The 13,716-nt window shown below is 57.7% G+C and carries 14 protein-coding genes and 3 tRNA genes; 5 read left to right on the top strand and 12 right to left on the bottom strand.

The genetic code is table 11. From position 1 onward, the window contains the following. Positions 1-104 precede the first annotated feature (104 nt). The 3 genes from ACOYNV_RS20910 to ACOYNV_RS20900 all read right to left on the bottom strand — a co-directional run bounded on the left by ACOYNV_RS20910 (position 105) and on the right by ACOYNV_RS20900 (position 429). Positions 105-179: transfer RNA gene (locus tag ACOYNV_RS20910), tRNA-Thr, on the bottom strand. 39 nt (positions 180-218) lie between these two features. Continuing rightward, positions 219-292 (bottom strand) — tRNA-Gly (locus tag ACOYNV_RS20905). A 52-nt stretch (positions 293-344) separates the two neighbouring features. Further along, positions 345-429 (bottom strand) — tRNA-Tyr (locus ACOYNV_RS20900). Positions 430-611: 182 nt separating this feature from the next. Between ACOYNV_RS20900 and ACOYNV_RS20895 the strand changes: the two genes are divergently transcribed. Then, positions 612-1,415 carry a class I SAM-dependent methyltransferase gene (locus ACOYNV_RS20895; RefSeq protein ID WP_422901744.1) on the top strand — a complete coding sequence of 268 codons (804 nt, stop codon included), beginning with the start codon at positions 612-614 and terminating at the stop codon, positions 1,413-1,415. A 9-nt stretch (positions 1,416-1,424) separates the two neighbouring features. Here the strand turns inward: ACOYNV_RS20895 and ACOYNV_RS20890 are convergent, their stop codons facing one another. Then, positions 1,425-2,105: a response regulator gene (locus tag ACOYNV_RS20890; protein WP_422901743.1), complete on the bottom strand. Its 681-nt coding sequence runs from the start codon at positions 2,103-2,105 to the stop codon at positions 1,425-1,427. A gap of 78 nt (positions 2,106-2,183) precedes the next feature. Here ACOYNV_RS20890 and ACOYNV_RS20885 point away from each other — a divergent pair, with 78 nt between their 5' ends. After that, positions 2,184-2,630, top strand: coding sequence for a PhaM family polyhydroxyalkanoate granule multifunctional regulatory protein (locus tag ACOYNV_RS20885; RefSeq protein ID WP_422901745.1), 447 nt, complete (start codon positions 2,184-2,186; stop codon positions 2,628-2,630). 69 nt (positions 2,631-2,699) lie between these two features. Here ACOYNV_RS20885 and ACOYNV_RS20880 read toward each other — a convergent pair whose 3' ends face one another. Together ACOYNV_RS20880 and ACOYNV_RS20875 are read right to left on the bottom strand one after the other, a co-directional pair. Beyond that, positions 2,700-3,179 carry a hypothetical protein gene (locus tag ACOYNV_RS20880; protein ID WP_422901742.1) on the bottom strand — a complete coding sequence of 160 codons (480 nt, stop codon included), beginning with the start codon at positions 3,177-3,179 and terminating at the stop codon, positions 2,700-2,702. Positions 3,180-3,196: 17 nt separating this feature from the next. After that, positions 3,197-6,640 carry a hypothetical protein gene (locus ACOYNV_RS20875; RefSeq protein ID WP_422901741.1) on the bottom strand — a complete coding sequence of 1,148 codons (3,444 nt, stop codon included), beginning with the start codon at positions 6,638-6,640 and terminating at the stop codon, positions 3,197-3,199. A gap of 152 nt (positions 6,641-6,792) precedes the next feature. Here ACOYNV_RS20875 and ACOYNV_RS20870 point away from each other — a divergent pair, with 152 nt between their 5' ends. Next, positions 6,793-7,569 carry a transferase gene (locus ACOYNV_RS20870; protein WP_422901740.1) on the top strand — a complete coding sequence of 259 codons (777 nt, stop codon included), beginning with the start codon at positions 6,793-6,795 and terminating at the stop codon, positions 7,567-7,569. A gap of 61 nt (positions 7,570-7,630) precedes the next feature. Here ACOYNV_RS20870 and ACOYNV_RS20865 read toward each other — a convergent pair whose 3' ends face one another. Beyond that, complete coding sequence (locus tag ACOYNV_RS20865; protein ID WP_422901739.1) at positions 7,631-8,026, bottom strand: thioredoxin family protein; 396 nt, start codon at positions 8,024-8,026, stop codon at positions 7,631-7,633. A gap of 15 nt (positions 8,027-8,041) precedes the next feature. Beyond that, a complete protein-coding gene (locus ACOYNV_RS20860; RefSeq protein ID WP_422901738.1) occupies positions 8,042-9,115 on the bottom strand; it encodes an alkene reductase in 1,074 nt (357 codons plus the stop codon). A 331-nt stretch (positions 9,116-9,446) separates the two neighbouring features. Between ACOYNV_RS20860 and ACOYNV_RS20855 the strand changes: the two genes are divergently transcribed. Together ACOYNV_RS20855 and ACOYNV_RS20850 are read left to right on the top strand one after the other, a co-directional pair. Next, positions 9,447-10,088, top strand: coding sequence for a PIN domain-containing protein (locus ACOYNV_RS20855; protein WP_422901737.1), 642 nt, complete (start codon positions 9,447-9,449; stop codon positions 10,086-10,088). A gap of 148 nt (positions 10,089-10,236) precedes the next feature. Continuing rightward, entirely contained in the window at positions 10,237-10,590 is a 354-nt protein-coding gene (locus ACOYNV_RS20850) for a hypothetical protein (RefSeq protein WP_422901736.1), read from the top strand. Between the two features lie 124 nt (positions 10,591-10,714). On the opposite strand, the gene ACOYNV_RS20845 is transcribed toward ACOYNV_RS20850, so the two are convergent. From ACOYNV_RS20845 to ACOYNV_RS20830, 4 genes are read right to left on the bottom strand one after another with little or no spacing between them, the layout of a single operon-like run. Next, positions 10,715-11,389 carry a hypothetical protein gene (locus ACOYNV_RS20845; RefSeq protein WP_422901735.1) on the bottom strand — a complete coding sequence of 225 codons (675 nt, stop codon included), beginning with the start codon at positions 11,387-11,389 and terminating at the stop codon, positions 10,715-10,717. 23 nt (positions 11,390-11,412) lie between these two features. Continuing rightward, positions 11,413-12,219, bottom strand: a complete 807-nt coding sequence (locus ACOYNV_RS20840; protein WP_422901734.1) for an anti-sigma factor family protein — start codon at positions 12,217-12,219, stop codon at positions 11,413-11,415. Then, positions 12,216-12,716, bottom strand: a complete 501-nt coding sequence (locus ACOYNV_RS20835) for an RNA polymerase sigma factor (RefSeq protein WP_422901733.1) — start codon at positions 12,714-12,716, stop codon at positions 12,216-12,218. Before ACOYNV_RS20835 ends, ACOYNV_RS20840 begins: the two co-directional genes overlap by 4 nt. A gap of 15 nt (positions 12,717-12,731) precedes the next feature. Then, a complete protein-coding gene (locus ACOYNV_RS20830; protein WP_422901732.1) occupies positions 12,732-13,118 on the bottom strand; it encodes a hypothetical protein in 387 nt (128 codons plus the stop codon). Positions 13,119-13,716: the final 598 nt, after the last annotated feature.

The raw sequence follows: 13,716 nt of genomic DNA, 5'->3' as shown, positions 1-13,716 counted from the left end.
AATCGTGCCGACGTTTACGTGCGGCTTCGTACGTTCGAATTTTGCCTTAGCCATTGCCGGTACCTCAAAACGTTAGAAGTTAAAAAAATTTGGTGCATCAACATTGGTGCCCATGGGCAGGATTGAACTGCCGGCCTCTCCCTTACCAAGGGAGTGCTCTACCACTGAGCTACATGGGCATCCTGCTTGCAACCCAAAACAATTTTCCAGCCGCAGCGTGGAGCGGGTGAAGGGAATCGAACCCTCGTCTTAAGCTTGGAAGGCTTCAGCTCTACCATTGAGCTACACCCGCGCAACCATTTACCCGCAGCAAAACCAATCAAAACCACCTACAGCTACATACTTGGTGGAGGGAGAAGGATTCGAACCTTCGAAGGCAGAGCCGTCAGATTTACAGTCTGATCCCGTTGACCGCTTGGGTATCCCTCCAACTCAGAACCCAAAAGTGTGACGCCCCAACCAAAGATTGTCAAACAGTTTATTTCGAGCCGGGCAATATCATAGCAGGAAGCGAGCCGATTTGCATCTATTATTGCGCTTTTACGGATGGCTTGCCGAACGTATCAGAGCGGCACGGGATACAATACTGGGTCACACTGCGGAGCAAGGCATTGCCTTCATCACCCTCTGAGCCTGACAAAGGCATCGATCTGCAAATTGGCCAGCAGACTCGTCCGCACATGCGCCAACTGACATTGCAGTGCGCTGCAGTATTTTCCGTGCTTTCGCTGGCATGGCCGTACTTTGGCTTCCGCGGTGAAGAGTTGCCTTGGCCGGAAACCGCCTTGGCAATCGGCGCAGTCGCCCTGCTGATCGCCATTCTCACACGCCAACCCTGGTGGTGGTGGCTGATCCATGCGCTGTTCGCCCCGCTGGCTTGGGGAATTTCCGCGTTGTCGATTGACCCAGGCTGGTTTTTGCTGGCTTTCATTCTTCTGCTGCTGGTTTATCGCGGCGCACTCTCCGGCCAGATACCGCTCTACCTTTCCAACAATGATACCGCAGCCGCCTTGGCCCAACTCATGCCAACCCGCCCGGGCATGCGCTTTATCGACCTCGGGGCTGGCATCGGCAGCGTAGTGCTCCCGTTGGCCAAGGCACAGCCGGAAACACAATTCACCGGAGTCGAAAATGCACCTGCCACTTGGCTAGCCGGTTATTTCCGCACGGCCGGTCTGGCTAACTGCAAATGGCGCTGGGGTGACATCTGGCGAGTCAATCTTGCAGGGTACGATGTGGTTTACGCTTTTCTTTCCCCTGCCCCCATGCCCGCTCTATGGGAAAAGATTCAGGGCGAGATGCGTCCCGGAAGCCTCTTTATCAGCAACAGTTTTGCGATTCCGGGAGTTGCCGCCAGCAGCGTCGTCGAGATTGACGATGCAAGGCATACCAGGCTGTACTGCTACCAGCGCTGATTGCAATGATCAAAACCTGATGCCATGGCGTGCAACGACGACCATGGCTTGGGTTCTGCTCGAAACTCCAAGCACCTTGAATATCGCAGTGAGATGAATTTTGACTGTCCCCTCGGACAAGCCGAGTTGTCCTGCGATATCCCGGTTGGACTTGCCGCTAACCATCAGGCCAAGCACTTCTGCCTGTCGCTTGGACAACCCGTAATCCAACGGATCTTCATCACCACCAATCAGCGGGTACGGCGAGTTCGGGGCATAAGTGCTCGGCAAAAGATCCGGCGTGAATGCGCCACCGGCCAGCACTTCACGCAACACCGCCAACAACCGTTCACTGGAGTAAGTTTTTGGAACAAAGCCGGCAGCACCGCATTTCATTGCCTTGCTCACGGTTAACGCATCGTCGTAGGCAGACAGAATGACGACGGGCATTGCCGGATAGCTCTGGCGGAAAGTCTTCAGACAGGAAAGCCCATCTATCCCGGGCAACCCGAGATCAAGCACCATCAAATCGAAATGATGTTCTTGCTCTAGCAGGGCGCTCGCCCCATCATGATCAGCCACTTCGAAAATCTCAACGCCTTCTTCCAACTGACGCAAGGTCTGTACCAGCCCCTCCCGGACCAAGGCGTGATCTTCAACAACGAGTAATTTAACCATGGTGGCGAATGAGATTGGGTAATGATCAAGCATTACTTTAACATTAAGCAAGGCACATCCCGCAACGAAGTTTGCGCTATGATAGACAAATTACCTTACCGGAGTTTCGACATGTCGAACAGCAGCGCTTCAAACGACCCGCTTGACTTTACCCGGAACCTCTGGGGGAAAATGGGCTTTTCTCTACCAGGGATGGTCACACCGACTTTCGATGTTGACGAACTGGAAAAGCGGCTGGTCGACCTCAAAGCGGTCGAAGGCTGGCTAAAGATGAACCTGTCGATGCTGCAGTTGACCATCCAGACCCTTGAGATGCAGTGCAGCACACTCAATGCGGTCCGCCAGATCAGCAACATCAAGCCTGATCAGGTAGTAGCGGCAAGCTTACCGTTCGCCAAATCGCCGAAAGCTCCCGACGCCAAGGACAGCACCGTCGATCCTCTGCAGTCCGCAATGTGGCCGTGGGCACTGATGCAACAGTTGCAAACGCAAATGCAACAGCAAATGCAAGAAGCGATGGAGAAGCAAAACTCCTCATCAGCAAAGCCAAATACGTAACAGCGAAACGAATTCCCCTTTTCGCAGCAGTACCACGCAGCATGCAGGCTAGCGGTTACGGCCTTGCACTCACGTGCGAGGCTCGCAATGCTCCAGCCATGTCGCGTCCATGTCGATCAGCCCGCCTTGTTTCAAAGGCTTGTCGAGGAAATACCCGCGAAACAGCCAACCGGTGGTTCCATGCTGCTTCGACCACGGCGTCTCCCACTCCTCGACTGACACGCTGAGGCGCAGTACATCCACTTCTCGCACATCTGAATCGTTATCGACACAAGGCATGGCCGCAGCCATACGCACCCAGTCGTCGCGGGTGTAGGTTTGAATCAGCTTGCCGATTTCCGGGCAACGACCCGCCTGCCGTCGCTCGTGGGAAATTTTGGCCACCGTACCTTTCAGCCAATACGTCGGCGTCTTGAGAACAAGGCCGACGCCACCTTCGCGGAACATGACGCAATCGCCCAACTGAGGATCGGACGAGGCAGACAAAGCCGACAGCGCATCATCGGCCGCGGCGGAAAAGGCCAGAGCCAGTACGTACAGAAAAAACAATCCCCGCAGCCTGAAACTCACCGAACGTCATCTAGCGGCTGCAGGCCGATGGTGCCGACCAGCCCGGCACGATATTCCGCCGAGCCGACGCGGACCCGCTCGCCTTGGGCCTTGGCGCGTCGCGCCGCCAGCCCCAGGCGGGTAGCCACCCCGGCATTGTCGGGACGATCAAGAAACTCGTAGAGCGAGGCCACAGCACGTGTCAACCGCGCCTCGTCACTGCGCTGCTTGGCATCGAGGCGTGCCGCGTACCAGTTGCTGGCAAGTACGCATTCACGAGTGAACAACGAACGTACTTCCGGCGACTCGAGCCCATGGCCTTGTTCGCTTTTGCCGTGCGCCATGATTTCAAGCAAGGCTCTGAGCGGCGGGCAGGCCAGCGAAATGCTGCCGTCGGTGAAGTAGCTTTCGGCAACGCGCTGATGCGTCGCCACGATATTGGCCACGCCGTCGGCAAAGATGTCCATATCCTGCAACTCGGGGCGCAGCATTTCATCGGTGAACACCGCGTGCGGATGCAGGAAAACCCGGCCAAAGTAGGTACTCGCCAGGCGCGAGGTCATCCGGTAGCCGAGCCGACTGGCGAGAACGGTTTGGCCAGCGTGTTCGAAATCCACCACACGTTCCAGTGCGCCTCTGGCGATCAGGTTTTGCGCGTTGCGCTCGCTCGGGCTCATGCGTGCGAAAACCTCGGGCACCAGCAAACTGACATCGTGCTCGACGCGCACTTTCGGCCCGACGTAACCGGCAGAGGAAACCCACCCGTCGTAGCCGGTGAGTGCGAAAGAGACGAAGGCGGCATTGAGGTCGATGATCGCCGGGAGCGCATTGAACGGCCCCTTGGTCAGCGCGCCTTCGGAACCCGCCCCGGTCGTCGAAGGCGACTTTCCGGTCATCGAGCTGATGAACTCGATAAACAGTTCGGGCAACTCCATGTAGTGCAGCGGATTGTAGGGACAAAGAGCCCGGATGCCGCCCTCCGGAGGATTGTTGCGGCGACCGGCGGCCACCACATGCACCGGCGTAATGAGCGGCTCGGCACTCGACTGTTTGCGGAACAAGCGCATGGCCAGATCGGCAACGGCCGTGTCTTGCGGGCGCGCAACGTCGGGGCGCAACTGTAAATAACGCGGGTTCTTTGACGGTTTGCCATCGACCAGCCGTGGGTGCGCCGATGATACGAAATAGGCTGGCGACGAACCCTCGGGCGCTGCGGCAGCGGCTTCAATCAGTTGCTGCATGGGAATGGTAAAGGCACTGAAACCGATGGCATCTTCAACCAGTTCACGCGCATCCGTGCCATCAAGCGGCTGGAAGTTGGAGATAAAGGTTCCGGGGGTGGCGATGTCGGCCTCGGCCTGGCGATCATAGCCGCGGTGAATGGCGTCATCCGGTCTCTGGAACAGACGGTATTCGCAATTCTGCACAAATTTCCGCGAGAACGCCCCGTCCTCTCCCGCAAGCAGCCCGGCAGGTGCGACCACGCTGGCCGTGATGTCGTCTTCGGTCTGTACTTTGCTGGCCGGATGGAAGTCATGGCGCAAACCGAAGACCCGCCAGGAACCGTCTTTCTCGAACCCTACACGCAAGGTATTCACGTTCAGCGTGCGCCCATCGAGCTTCAGCGCATAGCCAGGACGGCCGTTGATCAGGTCGACCGAATAATGGCTTCGCCAGTCATCGCCCCATTCCGCCCGGTGGTACCGCTTGACCACGAAAACAAGTTCCTTGACGTGTTGCGGGATGGCGCGCAGCCAAGTGTTGTAAGCCTCGTCATAGTCGCGGCTCGACGGTGTCAGCAGCTTGATGACGCTGCCCATGGAGCGCTCCCGGCTCAGAATCAGGCGGTGGTCAGCGCCGTTCTTCTCCAGATCACTGAAACGTTCGGAGAAATCGCGCGCAAGAATGGCGGCAACGGCATCCATATCCTTTTCAAGGTCGGCCACGTAAACATAGCCGACCAGGATGGCATCCGAAATCGCCTTGGATATCTCCGACTTGCCACCGCCGGAAACGGTCGCCGGCTTGTGGCAGGCGGTCACTTCCGCCGAGGTGCCGACGAGGTTCCATTGATGGCGGTCGGCACCCAATGGCTCCATCTGCATCCGGTAGCCATTGGGTCCCATGTAGGTTTTCCCGGCCTGCAGCCTGATCGAGGACGACTTGCCGCCAGGCGTCGACCAGGAAACAGTCTGGGTACGCAGGCTGAAGGTCGATTTTTCCGGCACCAGGACTATATGCTGCTGGGTACGATCAAGCGCATGCCCGGCGGGCTGAAGTTCAAAACGCTCGGCATCGCGCGCCAGCACCTCCTGCAGCGAGTAGCCGTCATCCGCCGTCAGGTCGGTATATTCCAGCCCCTCGTTGTAACTCGGAAAAACCAGCGCACCGCCGGAATGCTCTTCCTCGGCAGAGCCAAAGAGATTCGCCGAATAGCTGATCTGCGTTTTCACTTCCTTCTTGCAGTAACCGAAATAGTTGTCGGCGATGATGGTCACTATCACGCCGCGCTGATCCCGGGCGCACAGCTTGAATGCACTGCCCCCGTTATAGAGCTCGGTTTCGCTCTTGTAGCACATGCCGTCGCGCCGTTGCAGCGCGGTGGCGGCGTCCCAGTGCGGAAGGCCGAGCAGGTGCTTGGGCACATGCGTCAGATGCGGCGCGAGAATCACGCAACCGGTATGGCCGGTCCAGCTATCGGGATCGAGCGAAGCATCATTCTCCGGCAGGTAAGGATCGCCAGCGTTGCCAAAAATGCTTTCGACAAAATCGAGATTGGAAACCAGCGCACCGGGAACGAAGAAGCGGGTTTCCATCCGCTTCTCGGTGGTAAAGCCGGGAACGGCAGGCACCACCAGCGGGCGCAAGAGCAGCGAGACGAAACAACTGGCCGGTGCCGCCTCGCTTGCGGTGAACGGTAGTTGCAGCGACTCTTCCGGGGGATTCAGCGCCAGGGCCAGCAGTTTGGAAAAAACTGCTTTCGGCACCGCCAACTTGTCGTCGGGAATCGGCAAACCACCCTCGGCGATGTGAAAAACGCCGGCCGTGGTGCGCCGATCATTGGCCGGATTGTGCAGCACGCCATTGCGCAGACGGTAGCTGCTGAGCAACGGCGACTTGAAAAAATCACCATGCGCCGGCAACGACAGGCCACGCGCCAGGCCCGCTTGATCGAGCACCAGCGTCCGGCCCGGCAGATGGGGCGCTGACCCGACATCCGCCAGATACTCCTTCAGAAAATTCTGAATTCGCGTATCGGCAGGACACAGACGATCGGCAAGGCGTCGACTCAGCTCCCGCTGACGGGCCAGGATCGGCGCCATCAGCCCGGTAATCGACGCCCCCCCGGCATCGGCGGCGAGCGGCAAACCGAGAAGGGCGAGGCGCAGGTTGATCGCCGCGTTCAGATCCTTGGTAGCGATGGCGAGAGGTGCTTCAGCGGGATTGACGGTGGATTTCATTTTTGTACTCAAGGTAGTGGTCTGATTAAAGCCAGTATAAAGTGGCAAGGGCATGAAAGCTGCACCTTGCAAACATAGACTGACATCTGTAACGGTCAAGAAAACCGGGGAGATTTTACAAGTTGGAGCGCTCGGGCTGCGATAATGTTCCCATGATCAGAGATTCTCATGACACTTACGTTACAGCAACACCCCTCCTGTACGAAGAGAACGGCGAGTTAACGCTGCACTTTGGCTTTCCGACGATCCAGAGCCGCATGCTCAAGGCCGATCCCGAACGGCTGATACTCGACTACACGCGCACCATGATGGGTTTCCTGCTCTTTCAGCCGAAGCCTGAGCGCATCGCGATGATCGGCCTCGGTGGCGGATCACTGGCCAAGTACTGTTGTCGCCGGCTCCCCGACAGCGATTTTACCGCGATTGAACTTTCCCCCGAGGTCATCGCGCTACGCGAGGACTTCGGCATCCCGCAGGACAACGAGCGTTTCCGGATCATCTGTGCCGATGGCGCCGATTTCGTGCGTTGCGAAATCGAATCGCTTGATGTCCTGCTGGTCGATGGTTTTGACAGCGGCGGGCAACCCGGCCAATTATGCAGCGCCGCTTTTTACGATCACTGCCATGCCGCCTTGCGCCAAGGCGGTGTGCTCGTCGTCAACCTGTGCGCCGACGATACCGGTTATGGCAGTTATATCGGCAGGATCAGCGATTCGTTCCATGAAAAAACTGTCGTCGTCGATGCGGATGATGGCGACAACAAGATTGTCTTTGCCTGCAAGGGCGGACGCTTCCCGCTCTCCTTGAGCGAGGTGGCTGAACGCTTGCGCGCTCTCGAAGCCGAGCACCCGGTTGAACTCGACAAGACGGCGCAGAAAATCCTCCACCGGGAAAAAGCACGTAGTGGACGAAGCCGGAAACGCCGCTAATTTCTCAGCAGGTAACCCTTGCTCAAGAAGAAGTGTTGTTGGTATTTTCGGCCAGCAACTTCTAGCGCCCAAGATGAGAAAGATCCTGATTCTCCTGCCAGCTACAGCGCTCGGGATTTGACAGAACATAGTCCCGGCTCTGTTCCGCTGTCTGCTCCAGGAAGGTTTCGATCAAGCGTTGCAAATGATTCAAGTAGGGCAACATCGTTCCGAAGAAAAGCACCAGTTCCCGGCGCTGAATGAGCAGCGTCGGAAAATTTTCGATATCCAGATCACCCATATCGTCGGCGTGCTCTTCAATGTCCAGCCAGCGAAACCGGGTATCCGGAAACTGCTTTGCCAGCTCATCGAAGCCGGGCCTGTAATCCCGACAGGTCCCACACCATTCCGCACACAGGCAGGTCACCAGAAACTCTGCAGAAGCCGGGCCGGCAACCGTGCCTGCTTGTTGCTGCAATGACATATCCGGCCGTTACAACGAACTGAATGCCGGGTAATCGGTATAGCCTTCAGGCCCCGGGGTATAGAAAGTGGCTGGATTCGGCTGGTTCAAGGGCGCCCCGGCCTTGATCCTGGCCGGCAAGTCGGGGTTGGCCAGGAAACCGGTACCGAAGGCAACGGCGTCAAGCTTTCCCTCGGCAATCGCTGTTTCGGCCTCTGCGCTGGTATAGCCCATGTTGCCAATCAGCACACCCTTGTAATGCGCGCGAACCGGAGTCATCACGTCGCCGCTTTGCTGCTGAAAGAAATCGCTGCGCATGACGTGGAGATAGGCCAGACCAAAGTCGTTGAGCCGGGTAGAAAGCCAGGTGGAAAGCCCGACCGGATCGCTGTCGATCATGCTGTTGTAGCTGTTCAGCGGCGAGATGCGCAGCCCGACCCGATCGCTGCCCCAGACGCTACTGACGGCTTCGAGCACTTCGAACATCAGCCGCGCCCGGTTTTCGACCGCGCCGCCGTAAGGGCCAACACGCTTGTTGGCGCCGTCGCGCAAAAACTCGTCGAGCAGGTAGCCGTTGGCGCCATGCACCTCGACCCCATCGAAACCGGCGGCCTTGGCATTCTCGGCGGCCTTCCTGAATCCGGCGACTATGCCTGGCAGTTCGTCATCGCCAAGTTCGCGCGGGACGACATAAGGCTGTTTGCCTTGCGGCGTATTCACTTCGTCACCGGTAATGGCAATGGGGCTGGGCGCCACAGGCTGGTTGCCGGCATTGAGCAGCGGATGGCAGGCTCGTCCGCCATGCCATATCTGCAGGAATATCCGGCCACCTGCTGCATGCACGGCATCGGTCGTCAGCTTCCAGCCGGCGACTTGGGCGAGGGAGTAGATTCCGGGCTCCATCCAGAATGCCGAGTTGCCTTCCATCGCCATGGTGGCTTCGGCAATAAGCAATCCGGCACTGGCACGCTGCGCGTAATACTCGGCCATCAGCGCTGTCGGAACGTGTTCGGCGTCAGCCCGGCAACGGGTCAGCGGGGCCATGATGATGCGATTCGGGACGGTCAGCGCCCCAAGCTTGAGCGGGTTGAATAGCGCGGTCATTTGATCTGGACTCCTGGAATTAGGCGATCGCCATAGTAGCGCAAACTGCCGTCCCCGATCCATTCAGAGCGTCGATGACGGCAGGCAAGCACGGGAATTGATAGGGGGCGTTTTATCCAGCACATTGCTCAGTCTCGCTCCCAAATAGAAGTCAGTCGCACTATCTTGGCGTATGCTATCGCCCTTGATGCCGCTATGCCGATTTACCCAATATTCAACAAATACGGGGAATGTCCAGCTTGTTGGCACAGTTAAAGGGGGGGGGATATGCAAGCACAGGAGCTAGATCATTGCAGCGCAAGGCTTCAGGGCTGTCCGGTGTCCCAGCTTATTGGACATCCGGCCAGATTGGACGACATGTTTGTCGTCGACTATTCGTTTCGTTAACGCCCATCACGAGGAAGACTCACTCTTGAACACCAATTTCATACTCATCGACTTTGAAAACGTACAGCCAGACTCTCTGTCGGCTGTAGAACAGGCCAAATTTAGCGTCATCGTATTTGTTGGCGCCAGCCAAACCAAAGTGTCATTTGAAATTGCGTCCGCACTCCAGCAAATGGGTCCAAATGCGACATACGTAAAGATTTCTGGAAACGGCAAGAACGCATTGGATTTTCACATTGCCTTTTGGATTGGGCAGTTGTCCTCGCGTTTCCCATCAGCGGCATTTCACATTATTTCAAAGGACAACGGATTTGACCCACTCATCGCCCACCTAAGAGAACGAGGCATTTCAGCTACTCGCAGACCAAGCATCTCCGAGATACCCCAACTGAAAACCGCCTCACGACAAACCAAGAATCCGAAGCCTTCATCGGCTTCAGTGGGCACGCCAAAGAACTCGATCACGAACCAGCCGTCCGTTCCCACAAAAACCGTAACGTGCCCAACCTGTAGGCACTCCGTAAGCGCAACTCCCGAGCAAATTGACTTCGTTTGTCCGAATTGCAAGGGCGCATTCAGGTACTGAAGAAGATGAGCGCTAACCCGTCATTCCACCGGACGCTGCGCGATAAAGCCGCGCAGCGTCCGGTGAATTCAAACGTCAGAGCTCATGCTGCCAAGCACTCTATTACCGCCAACAGGCCCGGAAGTTTCCTTGAATCGAGCTCGCCAAGATGAATAAGATCCCTCTGAAATTCCAGCCGTGGATCGATGCCAGGCGTCGATTCAAGCTGAGTCACGCGCACATCCAGATGGCCCGCGAACTGGGAATGAATCCGAAGAAAATGGGTTCGATAGCAAATCAAAAGCAGGAGCAGTGGAAAGTGCCGCTTCAGGAATTTATCGCCGGATGCTATTTCAAACGGTTCAATCGCTCGGAGCCGGCAGAGGTTCGCTCTCTCGAACAACTAATCGAAGCCGAGGCGATGCGACGCAAGACAAAGCTGGCACAAAAGGCCAAGGACACTCTGGTGTCAGCCAAAGATAGTGACATCGCCAAACCGGATAGCAATGCGTCTGCTGTCTAGCCCCGCGTGGTCCAATCCTTCATCCTGAAAACCTCAGTTGGATGTGATTCCATTGTCGCAAGCCCTCATCCCCGGCCCTTCTCCCGCGGGAGAAGGGTGTAACCCCCTACCCCGCGGTAGCGGGTTACTTGACGGCGAAGCAATAAAACAAACCGCTGCCGCCCGAACTGCGCAGCCCCTCGGGGCTGCATCCGCGCGACGGATGCGAATGATTCCATGACTTGGCGGGCAGTTTTTCATCAAGCCCTATCCGGTCGTGATGACCGACCTGAGCCGAACCTTCCCCGCTTTTTGTCCAGTTGCCGCAGGTGGTATCCAGGTCTCCGGGGAAAGCCCGGCCCTGTGCGTCCGAGCCGGTCAGCATGTCATGCATGTTCGGCTTGTCACCCCGCCCGTTGACCACCTCGCCCTTCTCGGTGAGCGCGGTCTGTTTGGTGAGATTGTTAGCCTTGTGAAGTTCATCCACGTTGCGCGCGATGAGTACGCCTTTGGCGTTATACCAAGGGCCATGTCCGATGCGGTCGCGGGCATTGACCGCCGGCGTGGGTCCCGTTGCGCTGGTGCTCAGGTAGGCGTGCCAGGTGCGCTTGCCGGCGCCGACGGCTTGCGCGAGTGCCTGGCAATGCTGGTCTGCGCCGGTCAGTCCGCCCAGGTCAGCGCCCTTTCCTGAACCGACACTGGTTACGAAAAATCCCATTTTCTTGTCGGGAACACTTTGCCCGGCGAATATCCCGGAACTGATTCCTGCGGTCGTGATCGCCAAAGCGGCAACTACGGACAATCTGACTTTTTGATTCATCACTGTCTCCTTGGGGTGTGTTGTTACTTGCGTTCGATCTGTTCGTAAACTGCTGTCGCCACGCGCGCCAGTTCGCCTTTGTCGATACTGGCCGAAATTGCATAGCCAAACTTGCCGTCGATCCAGTAAAAGACATTGACCGTGCCTTCCTGCGCGAAGCGGAAAGCGGTTTCGTGGTTGCTGGTGTTTTCGGTGGAAACGTAGAGCGTGAGCCGCTGCCCGCTGGCGTCCTGATACATGAACTGGGCCACCGGACCGACGTTTCCAGGCAGCAGTCGACCGCCAATCAGTTCGAAACCGAGCGCACCCAGTTTGGGCGGGCGCACCGGCGTACCCATGCGCTTGGAAAGCCAGGCAACGAGCTGGTCTTCATTTTCAGCGCTAACTTCGACCGGGCGACGTACATCGGGGCTGAACACCGCGTGCGCCACCGCTGCCTGACGGGGCAGTGGGGTCATTCTGGCGATGCCCTCCGCAGGCTCATACTGGCCGTGCGCCAGCCAGCCGGCAATGCCGCTGAATAGTGCGACAAGGAAGCCAGCGGCGAAGCGCTGCAGCGACCAGCGCGCCAGGAAGGGCTTGGCGGGAGGTGCGATGGCGGCAATCGGCGGAGGGGATGCCAGCGCACTCAGATTTTCCGGCAACGGCTCGGCAAGCACCGGGTTGAACAACGCCCTGAGTGCCTGCTTCTGAAGCTGGTAGGCGCGCACCCGTTCGGCATCTTCGGGGTGTGTCGCCAGATAGTCCGCGACATCGGTACGCCGTGCTTCGGGCAGCGCATCATCGACACAGGCTTGCAGCTCGGCTTCGCTGATCGGAAGTTTGCTCATCGCACGACTTTCAGCCGGGTAGCTGGCTGCTGGCCATCCATGATCATGCGCAGCCTTTCCCGCCCGCGTGACAGGCGTGACATGACGGTACCGACGGGAATCCCCAGCGCGGCGGCGATTTCCGTAAAGCTCATTTCTTCCAGGGCAACGAGCAGCAGGATTTCGCGCTGCTCATCCGGGACCAGGCGCAGAGCCGATTCGAGATCGCTTATTTCCAGATCATCGCTCTGCGTGGGACGCGTCGGCAACTCGAAATCATCCTCATCAATTGAATGTGTGGGCACGGACGGGCGGCGCAGTTGGTCGACGCGCAGGTTGTGCATGATGCTGAACAGCCAGGCGCGCAGATCGCTGCCGACTCGCCATTGCTGGAACTTGAACCAGGCCCGTTCGAGCGTGTCCTGCACCAGATCGTCGGCCGCCGCGCGATCGCCGAGCATTGCCCGCGCATAACGGCGCAGGCGGGGAATCTCGGCCAGGATCGCGCTGCTTTCCACTTTACAAGTGATGGATCAGGGCTTGGCGACGTGCCAGACGTTATTGAAGCCATCGCCCGTTTTGTCGCCCGGTTTCTGGTCTTTGGACCAGAAGTAGAGCGGCTTGCCCTTCAACGCCCACTGCTTCTTCCCGTCATCGCGGGTGATGATGCTGTAGTCGCCGCTGGCGGTATCGCCACTCATCGCAAAGTGTGGCGGCCAATTGGTGGCGCAGGCGTCGTTGCACATGCTCTTGCCGCTACCGGCGGCATCCTTGTCGAAGATGTAAAGCGTCATGCCGTTGCTGCCGGTGAGCATGCCGCTGGAGACCATGGCCGGTGCGGCGGGTTTGGTCTCATTGGCAGAACTGGCAGCGAGGTTGGCGGACAGAAGCAGGGCAAGTACGAGTTGATGAACTTTCATGATGTTCTCCTTTGCTGTTGAATGTGAAAGTCGTGCGCGATTCCCGAATCTCCCCTGGACCTCCGCGAGAAGGGGGTTGGGGAGGAGGGAAACAGGCATGACCGTTACCGTGAAAGTCGCGCTAGCGACTCTCGAATCTCCCCTCGCCCTCTGGGAGAGGGGTCGGGGGTGAGGGAAACGGGCAGGGCTTTCATAATTTGGGGCGCCTTACAAAGCCATGACCGTTAGGGGGCCTACAACGACATAAACGACGAAAATCCTGTTTCTATTCCAGAACTCGAAAAATATTTAACCATTGGCAAATCCGGCTGGTGATTGCCCCGAGGAGTACGCTGCAAGCCGCGCCAACAGGACATCTACAACGCCTATTCGTTGGAAGCCAATGAATACGCCACTCTTCACTGGCATGCCTTGTAGATCGCCTATTCATGCGGATTGCAGCCAAGCCAGCGAAAATGACGATAAAACCTTCGGCATTACTCAAACGTTGACCCGGGATTCACAAGCCAGGTTCAATCATTCGCACAATCACCGATCCGCATACTCAGACGACCTGACCTCTAGGATATTGTGATGTCCACAAAGTCAGCGCGAACAG

Source organism: Propionivibrio sp., from assembly GCF_049316945.1.
Classification (GTDB): domain Bacteria; phylum Pseudomonadota; class Gammaproteobacteria; order Burkholderiales; family Rhodocyclaceae; genus Propionivibrio.
This window is presented reverse-complemented; position numbering and strand designations above follow the sequence as displayed.